This window comes from Aestuariibaculum sp. M13, assembly GCF_024723255.1.
Lineage (GTDB): Bacteria > Bacteroidota > Bacteroidia > Flavobacteriales > Flavobacteriaceae > Aestuariibaculum > Aestuariibaculum lutulentum.
Map to the genome: position 1 here is coordinate 1409136 of NZ_JANIAC010000001.1, position 16195 is coordinate 1425330.

Annotated in this window: 16 protein-coding genes and 1 tRNA gene; 6 read left to right on the top strand and 11 right to left on the bottom strand. The window is 33.4% G+C overall.

Annotated features, from left to right (window positions below):
- Positions 1 to 67 precede the first annotated feature (67 nt).
- Positions 68 to 1579, top strand: a complete 1512-nt coding sequence (gltX, locus tag NO995_RS06060) for a glutamate--tRNA ligase (protein ID WP_258226703.1) — start codon at positions 68 to 70, stop codon at positions 1577 to 1579.
- Between the two features lie 72 nt (positions 1580 to 1651).
- Here the strand turns inward: gltX and NO995_RS06065 are convergent, their stop codons facing one another.
- Positions 1652 to 2335 carry a hypothetical protein gene (locus NO995_RS06065; protein ID WP_258226704.1) on the bottom strand — a complete coding sequence of 228 codons (684 nt, stop codon included), beginning with the start codon at positions 2333 to 2335 and terminating at the stop codon, positions 1652 to 1654.
- Positions 2336 to 2411: 76 nt separating this feature from the next.
- Between NO995_RS06065 and NO995_RS06070 the strand changes: the two genes are divergently transcribed.
- Positions 2412 to 3332 carry an SPFH domain-containing protein gene (locus NO995_RS06070; RefSeq protein ID WP_240572459.1) on the top strand — a complete coding sequence of 307 codons (921 nt, stop codon included), beginning with the start codon at positions 2412 to 2414 and terminating at the stop codon, positions 3330 to 3332.
- A 94-nt stretch (positions 3333 to 3426) separates the two neighbouring features.
- Here NO995_RS06070 and NO995_RS06075 read toward each other — a convergent pair whose 3' ends face one another.
- The 7 genes from NO995_RS06075 to NO995_RS06105 all read right to left on the bottom strand — a co-directional run bounded on the left by NO995_RS06075 (position 3427) and on the right by NO995_RS06105 (position 10403).
- The gene (locus NO995_RS06075; protein ID WP_240572460.1) at positions 3427 to 3753 is read right to left on the bottom strand and encodes a hypothetical protein; all 327 of its coding nucleotides are present in this window, start codon (positions 3751 to 3753) and stop codon (positions 3427 to 3429) included.
- A gap of 107 nt (positions 3754 to 3860) precedes the next feature.
- Positions 3861 to 4493, bottom strand: a complete 633-nt coding sequence (locus NO995_RS06080; RefSeq protein ID WP_258226705.1) for a response regulator transcription factor — start codon at positions 4491 to 4493, stop codon at positions 3861 to 3863.
- Positions 4486 to 6153: an ATP-binding protein gene (locus NO995_RS06085; protein WP_258226706.1), complete on the bottom strand. Its 1668-nt coding sequence runs from the start codon at positions 6151 to 6153 to the stop codon at positions 4486 to 4488. The genes NO995_RS06080 and NO995_RS06085 overlap by 8 nt, the downstream gene beginning before the upstream one ends.
- A 154-nt stretch (positions 6154 to 6307) precedes the next feature.
- Positions 6308 to 6529: a hypothetical protein gene (locus NO995_RS06090; protein ID WP_240572463.1), complete on the bottom strand. Its 222-nt coding sequence runs from the start codon at positions 6527 to 6529 to the stop codon at positions 6308 to 6310.
- Positions 6530 to 6600: 71 nt separating this feature from the next.
- Positions 6601 to 7749 (bottom strand): GNAT family N-acetyltransferase, encoded by a 1149-nt coding sequence (locus tag NO995_RS06095; protein ID WP_258226707.1) that lies wholly within the window; start codon positions 7747 to 7749, stop codon positions 6601 to 6603.
- A 69-nt stretch (positions 7750 to 7818) separates the two neighbouring features.
- On the bottom strand, positions 7819 to 8301 hold the full coding sequence (locus NO995_RS06100; protein ID WP_240572465.1) for a DUF1761 domain-containing protein: 483 nt from the start codon (positions 8299 to 8301) through the stop codon (positions 7819 to 7821).
- Positions 8302 to 8387: 86 nt separating this feature from the next.
- Positions 8388 to 10403, bottom strand: coding sequence for a glutamine--tRNA ligase/YqeY domain fusion protein (locus NO995_RS06105; protein WP_258226708.1), 2016 nt, complete (start codon positions 10401 to 10403; stop codon positions 8388 to 8390).
- A 138-nt stretch (positions 10404 to 10541) separates the two neighbouring features.
- On the opposite strand from NO995_RS06105, the gene NO995_RS06110 reads away from it, so the two are divergent.
- From NO995_RS06110 to NO995_RS06125, 4 genes are all read left to right on the top strand, one after another.
- A complete protein-coding gene (locus NO995_RS06110) occupies positions 10542 to 10748 on the top strand; it encodes a zinc ribbon domain-containing protein (protein ID WP_188222633.1) in 207 nt (68 codons plus the stop codon).
- 3 nt (positions 10749 to 10751) lie between these two features.
- Positions 10752 to 11123, top strand: coding sequence for a dihydroneopterin aldolase (gene folB / locus NO995_RS06115; protein WP_240572467.1), 372 nt, complete (start codon positions 10752 to 10754; stop codon positions 11121 to 11123).
- A gap of 197 nt (positions 11124 to 11320) precedes the next feature.
- A tRNA-Cys gene (locus NO995_RS06120) sits at positions 11321 to 11392 on the top strand.
- Between the two features lie 103 nt (positions 11393 to 11495).
- A complete protein-coding gene (locus tag NO995_RS06125; RefSeq protein WP_258226709.1) occupies positions 11496 to 11900 on the top strand; it encodes a hypothetical protein in 405 nt (134 codons plus the stop codon).
- Positions 11901 to 12039: 139 nt separating this feature from the next.
- Here the strand turns inward: NO995_RS06125 and NO995_RS06130 are convergent, their stop codons facing one another.
- From NO995_RS06130 to rnr, 3 genes are all read right to left on the bottom strand, one after another.
- A complete protein-coding gene (locus NO995_RS06130; protein WP_258226710.1) occupies positions 12040 to 12723 on the bottom strand; it encodes a LysE family translocator in 684 nt (227 codons plus the stop codon).
- 153 nt (positions 12724 to 12876) lie between these two features.
- Positions 12877 to 13551 (bottom strand): head GIN domain-containing protein, encoded by a 675-nt coding sequence (locus NO995_RS06135; protein ID WP_258226711.1) that lies wholly within the window; start codon positions 13549 to 13551, stop codon positions 12877 to 12879.
- Positions 13552 to 13689: 138 nt separating this feature from the next.
- Positions 13690 to 15882, bottom strand: coding sequence for a ribonuclease R (gene rnr, locus NO995_RS06140; protein ID WP_258226712.1), 2193 nt, complete (start codon positions 15880 to 15882; stop codon positions 13690 to 13692).
- Positions 15883 to 16195: the final 313 nt, after the last annotated feature.

Genomic DNA, 16195 nt, shown 5'->3' on the forward strand with positions numbered 1-16195 from the left:
ACAATTTTATTTTTTAGAGTGTCTATAATAATGTGTTAATTGTATCTTTGCAGCAAATTTTTCAAACATGACTAAAGATGTTCGTGTGCGTTTTGCACCAAGCCCAACCGGACCACTTCATATAGGGGGTGTTCGTACTGCTTTATTTAATTATTTATTTGCCAAAAAACACAACGGTACTTTCATTTTAAGAATTGAAGATACAGACCAAAACCGTTATGTCGAAGGCGCAGAAAAATACATTATAGATGCTTTAAACTGGTGTGGAATCCCATTTGATGAAGGCGTAGATAAAAATGAAAAATTTGGACCTTACAGACAAAGTGAGCGCAAGCATTTATACAAAGCATATGCCGAAGAATTAATCGCTAAAGACAAAGCTTATTATGCTTTTGATACTGCCGAAGCTTTAGACGCACACAGAAAAGACCATGAAGAAAAAGGAAAAACCTTTATCTACAACTGGCATAACCGATTAAAATTAAGCAATTCTTTATCGCTTAGCGCGGAAGACGTTCAGGCAAAATTAGATGCTGGTGAGGATTACGTTATCCGTTTTAAAAGTCCGCAGGATGAAACCCTTCATTTAAAAGATATTATCCGTGGTGATATTAAAATTGACACCAACATTTTAGACGATAAAGTATTATTTAAAAGTGATGGTATGCCTACCTACCACTTGGCAAATATTGTAGACGACCATTTAATGGAAATCACTCACGTTATTCGTGGTGAAGAATGGTTACCAAGTTTAGCCTTACACTATCAATTATACGAAGCTTTCGGATGGGATGCTCCAGAATTTGCGCACTTACCTTTAATTTTAAAACCAACAGGAAAAGGAAAATTAAGCAAGCGTGACGGTGATAAATTAGGGTTCCCGGTTTTTCCATTACAATGGACAGATCCTAAAACCAATGAAGTTTCAAGAGGATATAAAGAAGATGGTTATTTTGCTGAATCTGTAGTAAACTTTTTAGCATTCTTAGGATGGAATCCTGGTACAGAGCAGGAAATTTTCAGCCTTGAAGAATTAACTGAAGCTTTCGACTTGGCAAGAGTAAATAAAGCAGGAGCACGTTTCGACCCAGATAAAATTAAATGGTTTAACCACCATTATATGCAAGAGCAATATAATGATGAGTTAGCTGAAGCTTTTAAAGCACAGCGTACAGAATTAGCCGATATGGATGTGAACTACATTTCCATGGTTATTGGCTTAGTTAAAGAACGTGCGACGTTTGTAAGCGACTTTTGGGACTTAAGTCACTATTTCTTTACTGCACCAACCGAATATGATGAAAAAGCTTCTAAAAAGGCTTTTAAGGATGGTACAAAAGACATTTTAACACAAGTAATATCAATTATTGAAGCTAACGAAGATTTTACAGCAGAAACGCTTCAAAACGAAATTAAAGGTTGGATTACTTCTAACCAGATTGGTTTTGGTCAAGTCATGATGCCTTTACGTTTAGCCTTAGTTGGTGCTTTACAAGGTCCTGATGTTTTCGATATTATTTACATGATTGGAAAAGCGGAAACCATCAAACGTATTCAAAACGTTATAGCAACATTATAGTAACAAATGTTCTTAAAAATAAAAAAGCCATCCTCATTTGAAGATGGCTTTTTCATTTGTATATCTAAACCTTTAAAAAGACACGTTCAGTCCTAAAACCAACATGGTTTGATTTCCTTTAAATGTTGACTTTCCTCCGGTTGTATCTAAATCTTTTGAATTTAATCTTTTTAAAATATTCGTAGCTCCATAAATATACTGCGCACGCAATTTAACATATTTGTACCCAGCGGTTATTCCTGCAACACCATTGAGATTGAAATTTGAAATACTACCTATTTCAGAAGCTTGTATATTGTTATAATTGTTAATGTAATAACTTTCATAAGCCTTATCCTTCATTTCCAAATCACTATTATATTGAAACATAGGTCCTAAATCAATAGTTACATCGGGAGTTCCTAATTTTATATGACCTAACAAAGCAATTTGAGCAGCAAACATTTTATAATCTACAAACGCATCCTCAGGTGTTCCCTGAAGTTCACGTGCAGAAATACCCAATTTACTTTCTGAAAGTTGCATACCAAAACTAACATTGTACCAACGGTGTGGAATATCGACGGTTGCCCACATACCTCCTAATCCCCCCCATTCTTTACTGGTGGTAAAATTGTAGCTAGCAATGTCGAGCTGGGTCATTCCTCCAAAAATGGAAAACCCGTTTGTAATGCGATAATTTCGATGTTGAGAAAAACTAGTTGTAACAAAACATAGTACAAATGCTACTAATAGAAAAGATTGTTTAAAATTCATTGGTTAGTGGTTTGTAACCAAATATAACACATAATTTTAGTATCTTAATTTATTCTAACTCATTAAATAATACATTATGTTATTCTCAATACCTGTTTTTCTATTCTTAGGACTTGTTATCCTATTTTTTTCGTTCTTTACTGTTAAACAACAAACAGCTGCTATTATAGAGCGTTTTGGTAAATTTCAAAGTATTCGTCATTCCGGGTTACAATTGAAGATCCCGTTAATCGATACGGTTTCAGGACGCTTAAGTTTAAAAATTCAACAGCTGGATGTTTTGGTAGAAACTAAAACCTTAGACGACGTATTTGTTCGTTTAAAAATATCTGTACAATACAAAGTCATAAAGGATAAAGTTTACGATGCGTTCTATAAGCTCGATTATCCGCACGATCAAATAACCAGTTATGTTTTTGACGTGGTACGTGCCGAAGTACCTAAAATGAAATTGGATGATGTATTCGTAAAAAAAGATGACATCGCCTTGGCTGTAAAAGCTGAATTAAACGATGCCATGCTTGATTACGGTTTTGATATTATTAAAACCTTGGTTACGGATATCGATCCGGATCCACAAGTTAAAGCAGCTATGAACCGTATTAATGCTGCAGAACGTGAAAAAACAGCTGCTCAATATGAAGGTGATGCACAACGTATTTTAATTGTTGAAAAAGCAAAAGCAGAAGCTGAAAGTAAGCGTTTACAAGGACAAGGTATTGCCGATCAGCGTCGTGAAATTGCACGTGGTTTAGAAGAATCGGTTGATGTTTTAAACCGAGTAGGCATCAACAGTCAGGAAGCTTCAGCTTTAATTGTAGTAACACAGCATTACGATACCTTGCAAGCCATAGGAGGTGAAACCAATAGCAACTTAATTCTGCTACCAAATTCACCACAAGCAGGTAGCAATATGCTTAATGATATGGTGGCAAGCTTTACGGCAAGCAATCAAATTGGTGAAGCTATGAAAGAAAACAAGAAGAAAAATTCATAATACAACAAGAGTATCTAAAACAAAAAAGCATTTCAAAATTTGAAATGCTTTTTTTATCCTAATTAACTAAAAAATTATGATGCTGTAATGCTCTCTATTCATTAACAGCAATCACACTAACCTCCTGAGTTTTTCCTGGCTTATAATTTTTATAAGCAGGCCCAGTTAAATTTGCCTTCTTATTTTCGAATACAACTTGGGTATAAGTTGCTTCTTCTGTATTTTTTCCTGGTTTATAATTTTTATAAGCCGGACCGGTTAAATTCGCCTTGTTGTCTGAAGTATAAACCTGTTTCACTTCTGTTTTGTTCTTACCGTGCTTATAATTTTTATATGCTGGTCCTTTTAAATCACTTCTATCTTGTGAAAATGCAGAAAAAGTAACAAATACAAATGCAAGTATGAAATATAGATTCTTCATGATATATAAATTTAAATGTTCTCTGCAAAGTTACAGGCAAACATCATGTATTACAGATATGAGAAATCACGTAATTTATATCCGTATAAATACGGATATAGAAGACTCTATATTAAATTTAACTGGGTCGCTTTTTTAATTAATTCGGCAGTATTTTTTACCTCTAATTTCTTTAAAACATTGGCGCGATGCGTTTCTATGGTTCTGCTGCTTACAAAGAGTTGGGCTGCTATTTCTTTAGTGGTAAGACCTTCAGCTATAAGTCCTAAAACTTCCTTTTCTTTTTTAGAAAGCACATTTTCACTCACATTCTGAACAGACATGAAATTGATCATCTTTTCTGTAATACTCGGACTAAAATATTTGTTTCCCTGATTTACAATACGAATGACTTTAATCAATTCTTCCTGATCTGTATTCTTTAATAAATAGCCATAAGCACCACTTTTAGCACATTTGGCAATATAATTACCATCGTTGTGCATTGAGATGATTACAGGCTTTATTTTAGTGTTTAAACTCTTCATTTTTTTCAATACCTGAAAACCATCCATATTAGGCATGGTAATATCTAAAAGTACAATATCAATATCATCATACTCCTCAATAGTTTTCATAAACTCCTTACCATCGGCCACACTTTTTACAACGGTAACATCGTCGTATTTTTTTAATAACTCTGTTAAACCATTTCTGAATAATTCGTGGTCGTCTGCTATAATAAGTCTAATATTATTCATTGTTTATAGGTAATTCTATTTCAAAAGTTGTTCTACCTTCTTTGGAATTAATATCAATATCGCCTTGACAAATTTCTACCCGCTCCTTGATATTAATAATTCCGGAACCCAATTTAACCGTATTTAAATCGAAACCTTTTCCATTATCAAAATAAAAAAAGGAAATAAAATTTTCGAATTCAGATAAAGTTAATCGAATTTGTGATGCATTGCCATGCTTCAATGTGTTATTAATAAGTTCCTGTCCGATTCTAAAAAGATTGATAGCCTGATTTTTTGCGATTTTACTATTTTCAGGATTGGTTAAATCTTCAAATTCAATATCGATATCTGAGGATTGTTTTATACTTTCAACAAAATTAGATAAAGCCGCTCCTACTCCAAAATCGTCAATAGTAGAAGGCATTAAATCATTAGACATGGAGCGAATTTCAGAAATTGTGGCATCTAAAAGCTGCTTCATTTCTGTTCGTTTCCTTTTACTTTCAATACGATTTTCTATATAAAATTTTAACGAGGTTAACAAAGGGCCAATACCATCGTGAAGCTCGCGAGATAAACGTTGTCTTTCGTTTTCCAAGCCATCAACGAGCAAACGTTTTGTATTCATTCTGTTTCTATTTTCATTGTTACGAAACTCAATAAGTTTATCACGCATTTTCAACAAACTTTTCCCTAACAAATCGTTATTACCTTTAGGAACATACTCTGTATTCAAATTTAATTCACCCATTTCATTCGAGAATTTAACGGCACCCTGCAACGACTTTTTAAGGTTATCCAAGGCTTCGAACATATCATTAATTTCGGTTGAATTTTTACGGAATGTACTGGTTTGATTATAATCACCAGAAGCCATAATTTTAAGACTCTTCTGCATATTTATAATTGGCCTTGTAATAATTTTAGTCAGAAACAATGATAATACAACAGCGATAAGCATAGTTATTAAAATTAACTCAAAGAGCCTAACCTTTAATTTTATTAATGGTGCATTAACCTCACTTGTGTCGATTTCCGAAAGAATAGCTAAATGAAGATTTGAAATTTTAATCGCACTAAAAAGGCTGTACACATCAACGTCACGATAATCTTTTATAACAGCTCTGCCTTCATTTCCTGCAAAAGCACTTATAACACCATTGGTTTCGACTTTAATTTTAGACGGTAACGAATCGGGATAAAAACGTGATGGCGAACGCATCTTTAAATCTTCTCCTACCAGATAAGATTCACCAGTATTTCCCATACCGGTACGCTCTAAAAGAATAGATTTTATTTTATTGTAATCAACAACTTTGAAAACCATCCTTCCTCCTTTATTCAAAATTAAGCCAATAGCCGTTTTTCCGGTTTCACTATATGCTGTTAAATCGTAAATACCAGATTTAAATTGTCTGTTTTTTGGAAGAATAACATCAGAAGTATCGACTGAAACAAGGCTGTCATTATTTGCAAACTCAGTATTAAATTCAAGCCATTCGTCGTCTATTAATTTTTCAATCTGTACCTTTTTCAAGGTTTTTATAGAATTTAACTGAAGTAATATTCTATCGTCTAAAACTTTTGAAAACTGATAATAGAATGTCACCGACAGCACTAAAACCACGAGAAAAATTAAGCTATTCATAATAACCAATATCAGTGTTCTAATACTCATGCTACCGTTTTATAAGTTTTTGAAGAATTTTAAGCTGAAAAGTTAAGGAAATAAAATGAAGAAATAAGGCCGTAAACAACTTAGCGTGCTTTTGAAGTAATTAAAAGTCACACGACTATTTTTAAAAAGCTATAAAAAACGAAATCATTAGCATTTATGATGCTGCAATAATACCTTTTTCAAGCTTATAATTATGTAATATACTTTTCAAGGTTTCTAAATAATTCTGCATCGAATCGGTATCCATTTGAGCACCTGCATGCTGTGATAATGTCACCGGATTTTCATCTAAATGCTGATACAATTCCGGGTAATCGGTTTCTATATATCGAATAAGATGCGAAATTTTAGAAAGCGTTTTTGTTAAAGGTTGCATAACTAAAATATTTAAAATCTATAACCCTTTTAAGTTATTAATTTTAAACCTTTTAACAAAGCATTTTAACACTACTTAAATGGATGTCTGGGTTCCCAGTTTTGTTCCGGATTCATTAATCCGAAAATCTGACTTAAAACTGCATTTAAAACCGAATTGGTATGCTTTAAATACATTACCATGGGTTTGGCCTCTGCTCCCACCGAACTTTTAATCTCCATTGCCGTTCGGGCATATACTATATTCTTAAAATTGTTATTAATCCCAAATTCTGCCATATCATAAAGCATATTTAAATACAATTGATTAGGGTATTGATGTTCGCAATCATACCCTAAAAAATAAGTTTCTAAATCGGTGCCGTTTAAAAGCAACGTATAGAATCCGACTAATTGATTATTTAAAAAATACCCAAAGACTTTAAAATTGTCTTTTAGTTGAAATTTTAACTGATAAAAATGATTTTCAGAAAGAATAAACGTATTAAACTTAGCATTGTCGGAAACATTAAAATATAGATTGTAAAGTTGTTTTTCATGAGTTTGAATATCCTCTAAAGCCAACTCCCGACTTACAATGCCATTAAATTTCTTTCTGGCACGTTTGTACCGATCTCTGTATTTTTTGTTCAAATCTGAAATATAATCCTGAAAAGTATTCCAGTTGGAACGCACATCCATCATCATATTTGGTTGTACAGCGACCTGATACAATTTAAGTTTATTAAAAAAATCGGTTTGGGTATGTATGTCATCCTTCAGAAAATAATCTTTAAAAACTAAAGCCCGAATGGTTTTATTCTGATCTAGTTTTATGTTCCTTTCAATAACTTCTAACGCCTGAAAAACACATTCTAAATAATCTTGCTGACTAATACTTTCCTTTTGAAAATAAATACCATGCTGCCCGGTATGCATTAAATTTCCAACTACCAGAATATTTCCCTTTAAAATCTTAGACACCTGATCTTTTAAAAAGTCTTTAGCACAGGACACCTGAGCATTTCTAAACATATCTTTTAAATACAATTGCACACGCTGTATAATGGCAACACCTACTAAAGTTTCCTCTTTAAAAATACCAACATAATAACACCTAATATTAGCAGGAGCCGAATGTTCCAGGGCTTTTAAATAATTTGATTGAAGAAAAATATCATGCTTAACTAAAGCATCCCAGGAATCAGGTAAATTGGAAACAGTATTATAAATTTGATACATACAATTGAAAGCAAAAAAAGACTGAAGTTAAATCCCTTCAGTCTCTAAATATCTATAAAAATTACAACATTATTGCCAGGCGCAAACAATTCCACCCATTAAGGCTAATGTTACAATCCAATACCCTGTATGGATTAAAATGTATTTTCCGCTTCTACGCTCAAAAAGTGCATTGATTCCCAATATAGGCATGGCAATAAAAATTCCGGCTATTACACCATGTAAAACACCATGTTTGAATGTTCTGAAGGCCGTTCCGTAATCTTCCATAAATGCATGGAATGATGGTAATGCATTTTCAACATCGCCACCTACCATACTTACAGCTCCAGATTGATGAATAGTTAAAAACTGAAGGGCAAAGGCTAAGAAAAATGAAAACAATAAGGCTAATCCGAAAATTTTACCCATGTTAGCGCCCTGCATTTTCTCTTCAGTCATATCGGCAGCTTGCATCCAAGCCGTTCCAAATACCTTTGGGTGATACCAGATAAAACCAACCAATAAAGCTGAAAACGCAGCAACAATAATTGCTAATAAATTAAAATCCATAATAATTTTAGTTACAGTTAGATAGTTTAAATATAACCAAAATTATTATGGATTTTCAATATAATTCACTGAATGAAAGCGACTTATTATAAAGTCTGAGCTTCAGCTACTAAAACATCGTTAGAATCTTCTAAAGCTTTATCTATGAACTCCTGAATTTCAGAATTCTTATCTAAACCACTTTCTAATAACACCCCTAATGCCAGTGCCACTGCAATACGTGTTCCCACCTTTTTAGCTGCGGTATTGAATAACGGTTGAAGTTCTTCGTAGGTTACGTCTTTAGCTAATTCTAAAATTTCAGCTTTTACTTTTTCCTGCTTTACCTCTGGTAAATTCGTGTATTTTTTACCTAATTGCTGAATCACATCAATCGCCTTTTTCTTTGGTGGCTGATTTTGTGGTTTCGCATGTTGTGGTTTTGCTTCCTGCTTTACCGGAGCTTCTTGTTTAGCCCAGGTATCTCGCAATCCAACGGTTTTATTAAATACTAACTTATCTGAAGTTGCATCGTTATCGACATTAAAATACCCAAGACGTTGGAACTGGAAACGATCCCCTACTTTAGCTTCAACCAAACTTGGCTCAACATAAGCTTCAATAATTTTTAAAGAATCCGGATTTAAGAAATCCATGAAATCTTTATCCTGATGACTGTCCGGAGCTTCGTCCATAAACAAACGATCGTATTCGCGAACTTCAGCTTTTACCGCATGCTTAATAGACACCCAGTGTAATGTTCCTTTTACTTTTTTAGAAGTGTCTTCAGAATAGGTACAGTGAATTTCTGTAATGTCTCCGTTAGCATCTTTTAATACATCATTAGCCTGAATGATATAAGCATTTTTAAGACGTACTTCGCCACCTAATTTTAAACGAAAAAACTTACTTCCTGCCTCTTCTTTAAAGTCATCCTTTTCAATATATATTTCTCTTGAAAAAGGTACTTTTCTTGAACCTGCAGCTTCATCTTCCGGATTGTTTTCAGCATCAAACCATTCCTCTTTACCTTCCGGATAATTGGTGATTACCACTTTTACCGGATCTAAAACTGCCATAACACGTGGTGCCGTTTTATTTAAATCTTCACGAATACAGAATTCTAAAAGCGATACATCAATAACATTATCACGTTTAGCCACACCAACGGTTTCTACAAACTTTCTAAGAGCAGCAGGCGTATAACCACGACGACGTAACCCTGAAATGGTAGGCATACGCGGATCGTCCCAACCGGCAACAACTTTATCGTTTACCAATTGTAATAACTTACGTTTACTCATGATAGTATAACTTAAGTTTAAACGGGCAAACTCACGTTGTTTTGGCAATAACGGATATTCGGTTTTACTGTAATCGTAAACCTGATCCTTAAACCAGTTATATAATTCACGATGTGGTTTAAATTCTAAAGAACATAACGAGTGCGATATTTGTTCTAAATAATCACTTTCACCATGCGTCCAGTCGTACATTGGGTAAATACACCAATCGTCTCCTGTACGGTGGTGGTGTTTCTTTAAAATACGATACATAATTGGATCGCGCATCAACATATTAGGATGCTGCATATCTATTTTAGCTCGTAAAATATGTTCGCCTTCATTAAACTCACCGGCCTTCATACGTTCGAATAAATCAAGATTTTCTTCTACTGTACGATTACGGTAAGGTCCATCGACACCAGGTTGTGTAGGTGTTCCTTTTTGTTCAGCCATAGCTTCACTGGTTTGTGAATCCACATAAGCTTTACCGTCCTTTATTAATTGAACAGCCCAGTCGTATAACTGCTGAAAATAATCTGAAGAGTATAATTCTTTATCCCATTTGTAACCTAACCACGCCACATCTTCTTTAATAGCATCAACATACTCCTGCTCTTCTTTAGCTGGATTCGTATCGTCAAAACGAAGGTTTACTGGTGCGTTATATTTTTCTCCCAAACCAAAACTAATACCTATAGCTTTAGTGTGACCTATATGTAAATACCCGTTTGGTTCTGGTGGAAAACGAAATCTTAGGTTGCTTTTTGGCATGCCATTAGCCAAATCTTCTTCTATAATTTGCTCTAAAAAGTTGAGCGATTTTCTTTCTTCAGACATACTTGAAATTTATTTCAACTAAATAAGGCTCAAAATTACATAAAAACAAGTTATTATAAATGAATATACCAACAGAAGCGTAACAAAATTTAACTTAACGTTACTAATCATTTAAATCTTACAAAACACCTGATAACAATGAAAAATACTAACTACATTTGCCCTAAATGTGCTAATACCACTTTTGAAGTTGGTGAAATACGTGCAACCGGCGGCACCTTATCGAAAATTTTTGATGTTCAAAACAAGAAATTCACCTCGGTAACCTGCTCGAATTGTACCTACACCGAATTTTACAAAGCCAGTACCAGCGCGTTGAGTAATATTTTTGATTTATTCACATAAACTATGGGCATTATTAAAGTTGAAAATATTCGTGTATTTGCATACCACGGATGTTTAAAAGAAGAAACTAAAATAGGTAGCGATTATCTTGTAGATTTAGAAGTTAAGGCCGACTTACAGCCATCGGCAAAATCTGACCAGTTAAAAGATACGGTAGATTACGTTTTATTAAACCGCATAATAAAAGAAGAAATGGCTGTGCCTTCGCATTTATTAGAAACGGTAGCTCGCCGTATTTTAGATCGTATTTTTAATGAAGATAAAATGGTTAGAAAAGCTACGGTTTGGGTTAGTAAATTAAATCCTCCTATTGGTGGCGATGTAGAGAAAGTAACCATTAAAATGATGGATAGACGCAAAGATTTTCAAGGATAACCTTTAAATAAGTTATTTAATAAGCGATTTTTCATTCCGAAAAAAAGCTGACAACCACATAAATCTCGATTATCGCGGAAAAATTAATTTTAAGTTATTGTAAAGTCTTATTTTTTTTTACATTTGCAACCGCTTAACGGCAGTTGACATATTTTTTGTAGATTTACTATATAAAAATTAATTACTGCTAAATTAATGGTGTCGTGGCCGAGGGGCTTAGGCACAGGTCTGCAAAACCTGCTACAGCGGTTCGAATCCGCTCGACACCTCAAAAAAACCTTCAAGAGTACTTGAAGGTTTTTTTATGCCTTTATTTTTGGTTGTAAGAAAAAAGAGTAAATTGTTTTGAAATAAAACCATAAAAATCAATTTATGAATTTAAAAATATTGAAAATATTAACGGTAATATCCTTTCTTCTTATTACATGGTCTGGTCCCCATATTGGTGGTCCATTTGGATTATATCTCATTTTAGGACTTTTTGGAAATATTTCATCAATAATTCAGGCAGGAGTGATTTTAGTAATTTTAATATTATTCCTTTACAATTCGTATAAATCATTTCACAAGTATGATTTACACTTATTTTTGATAGGTGGTATAATCCTCATGATCCCAATTTGCTCTCATATTTATACTGTATTAACCCAATATCAAAACAAGGGAGATAAAATTTTCTTTCTTACTTTAATTCCTTTTTTATTTTCATATAGTGTGACTTTATTTAAAATTTACAAACAAAAAATGGAGTTGAAATTAAATGATAATAAAAGCTAATTTGTAATACTTATTAAGTAATAAAAAGTAAGTTTATAGTACAGTTTTAGATATCAAATTTTAGAAATGAAAATATGCAATGAAAATTACTTCGAAGCTTATACATACTCTTTACTAAAACCATCAAATAACTTTAACCCTACCTATTCACAGGATTAATCTGTTCCAGTTTTTCTTTAATGAGTTCCTTTTCTTTAGGGAAGAACCCTTGGGTAAGTAATAAAACACCAAAGCCTAAAATAACCAACGCAATAATTTTTTTGGTTTTAAATATTAAACGGGGTGTTAATTGATGACGAAGCTTTTTAGCAATTACAATTTTAACCAGGTCTATTAAAAAGTAAACAATTAAAATCGTTGATAAAAAAACAACGACGCCATCTTCAGAAGTTGTTAACGAATTCCCTAAAACGATAAACGCTACCCATCCTAGCAACACACCAATATTTATAAAATTCAGAAGAAAGCCTTTTAAAAATAATTTTCCGTAGCCTTTTTTAATTTCAACTTTATGGTATTCGCGAACAATTTCTCTGAATGATTTCGAGGTTTTCATAAACGAAATAATACCATAAACCACCAACAAGACACCTCCAAAAATTAAAAAGTTAGGATCGTCTTTAATTTTATCGAGTAATTTACTGGTACTAAAAAATGCCACCAGAATAAAAATAACATCGGCAAGCATCACACCGCAATCAAAAATCAAGGCACTTTTAAAGCCTTTGGTTATACTGGTTTCAAGAAGAACAAAAAATACCGGACCTATTGTAAATGCCAATACAACGCCAAAAGGAATAGCGGCTAAAATATCATCAAACATAATCGTGCGAGAGTTTCAATACAAAGTAAAGAAATATTTTAAAAACATACTGTTAGAAAAACTACAAAAGACCGCTTCATTATTCCATTATTAGAATAAAAAAAGTCGGTAATTGTTTTACCGACTTTTAACATATTTGAGTTTTATTAACCTCTAATTCATTTTATGCACTTTACCACCAATAACTGTGGTTTCATTAATGGTTGTTGGTTTTCCGTAAACATACACATTACCACCGGCACGTATTGTAGCATCAACTTGTTTTTCTGCTCTAACATATCCTTCACCACCTGCATTAACAGATATATCGGTGTATTGTGATTCTAAATTTGTGCCTTTATAAATACCACCTGTTCTAAGAGCAATGGTTTGCTCTTTTACGGTTCCTTTCGCCTCAATAATTCCACCTGTAACCGCTTTTACGTTAATCACCGAAACATTCACCGGTACATTTATAATTCCGCCTTCCTGAGCTCTTAAATTTACTTCAAATTGTTTTATCTCGTCTTCACTTTCTACTTTGGCACCTTCGTTAACGTCAATGATATCGAACGACGTATAATACAAAACCACTTCGGTAGCATCGCCATCAAAGAGTTTTTCGAATTCCATTTTAATTTTAAGAACGCCATTTTTGTTAGTCAGGACCACATTGTTTTTATTCTTTCCGGAAACAACTGCTTTATTCTCGTTAGACTTTACCAGTTTCACCTGAATTAAATCGTAAACTTTTAATTCGTTAAATTCATCAAGATTTGTTTCAACTGGATCTTGCGCGTAAATTATGGTCGTTATAAATAGAACAAATACTTTCACTAAGGTTTTCATTTCTGTACTTTTTTTGATTTGAATGTAAAATTATCAATAATTATACCGTTGTAATTTTGCTTTTGGATTTTTTTAAGAGATAAAAAAAGCTCCTTAAAAAAATTTAAAGAGCTTTATATAATTTAAAACAACATATAATTATTCGTTTTCATATTTCCCAATCAAGTTAAAATCGAGATGTTTTTTAACCAAATCGGTGTTTTTAACTTTTACCACAACTTCATCACCTAACTGATACATATTTTTTGTCGAGCGACCAATCATAGCATACAAATCCTGATCGAACGCATAATGGTCGTCGTTCATATCACGAACACTTACCATTCCTTCACATTTATTGTCGATAATCTCAACATAAATTCCCCAGTCGGTTACTCCTGAAATCACACCTACAAAATGTTCATCTTTATGATCTTCCATAAAACGAATTTGCATGTATTTTATAGAATCACGCTCGGCTTTGGTTGCTAAATTTTCCATATCACTGGAATGTTTACATTTATCTTCGTAAGCTTCTTCGTTTGCTGATGTTCCACCATCGAGATAATGTTGCAACAATCGATGCGCCATAACATCTGGATAACGACGAATTGGCGAGGTAAAATGACTATAATAATCGAACGCTAATCCGTAATGCCCAATATTATGCGTGGTATATTCAGCTTTACTCATGCTTCGAATCGCTAAAGTATCTACAAGATTTTGTTCTTTTTTACCAACTACTTCGGTTAATAAATTATTTAAAGACGCCGACGTTGTTTTTCGGTCTTTAAAATTCAGTTTATATCCAAACTTAGAAACGATACCTTGTAAATTTGCCAGCTTGCTTACATCTGGTTCATCATGCACACGATACACAAACGTTTTTTTCGGTGATTGTTTTCCAATAAATTCAGACACTTTTCTATTGGCTAACAACATAAATTCTTCAATAAGCTTATTAGCATCTTTACTTGTTTTAAAAAATACACCAATTGGATTTGCATTTTCATCTAAGTTAAATTTCACTTCAACTTTATCGAAAGAAATCGCTCCAGAACGCATACGTTTGTTTCGCATTTTTTTCGCCAGCTCATCCATTTTTAAAATAGCATCGGCAATTTTTTGATCGGCTTGATACGCTTCACCAGTTAATGAAACCTCTTGAGGAATTTCATTTGTTTTCGATTCGATAATCGATTGTGCTTCTTCGTAAGCAAAACGCGCATCACTGTAGGTTACGGTTCTACCAAACCATTCATTTTTAATTTCGCATTTATCGTTCATTTGAAAAACAGCAGAAAAGGTATATTTCTCTTCATGCGGACGTAATGAGCAGGCATTATTAGATAAAACTTCTGGTAACATAGGCACCACACGATCTACTAAATACACCGAGGTAGCACGCTCGTAAGCTTCATCATCTAAAACCGTTCCTTCTTTCACGTAGTGCGACACGTCTGCAATGTGTATTCCGATCTCATATAAGCCATCTTTTAGGACGGTGAAGGATAAGGCGTCATCGAAATCTTTTGCGTCCTTAGGATCGATTGTAAACGTTAAATCGGTACGCATGTCTCTACGCTTCGCAATTTCTTCAGCTGTAATAGAAGTATCCAAATTATTAGCAAACTTTTCAACTTCGTATGGAAATTCAAACGGCAAACCGTATTCAGCAAGAATGGCATGAATTTCTGTATTGTGTTCTCCTGGTTTTCCTAAAACTTCAAGAACTTTTCCGTAAGGTGAATCGGCTTTCTCTGGCCAATCTTCCAAACGTACTAAAACTTTATCGCCATCCTGGGCTTTATTAACCTTGTTAATCGGGATGAAAATATCCTTATACATTTTATTGCTATCAGCAATAACGAACGCATACTTCTCATGAAGCTGTATAACGCCCACGTATTCGTTTTTCTCTCGTTTTATGATATTGACTATCTCCCCTTCCATTTTACCGCGTTTACGGCGCTTATAAACATAAAATTCAACTTCGTCTCCATTTAAGGCTTTGTTGATATTATTTGAGGCGATAAAAACGTCTTCATCGAAGTCGTCGCAAATTACATATCCGGTACCTTTACCAGACAGATCTAAAATACCAGTGTGGTATTCGGTGTTAATAACAGCTTTAAATTTTCCGCGATCAACTTCTTCAATTTCATTCTTTCCTTGTAGGTCGCGTAATTTTTTTATGATTTGATTTCTACTGCTCGCATCGTTCACGCCTAACTTAGCCGCTATTTGTTTATAGTTGAACGTTTGGTTTCTTTCTTTTTTTAAAATACTAAGAATTGTATTTGATAGATTGGAAATACCATTTTTTGATTTCCTTTTTTTCTTTTTACTCATGTAATTTCTTTGATCATTTTCATTTCCTAAGATACAGGAAAATCTGTTATAAAAATAGCTTTGTTAAAAGCGGAAGTGACAGCTATTTTCTTTTCCAAAGTTACAATTAAAATTCGAAACAAGGTTTAGAGAATGTTAATTGTCAAAACTCACTGTTATAAATCAACGGAAAACTTCTAATAACTAAAATATCAAATACCATTTCAAAACACCAACTTTAAACTTTAGTTCCATGAAATAATTAATACGCCATAAACACCAAATCAAAAATTAAAGAAAGAAATGAAAAACAGAGTTATCCACAATACATATA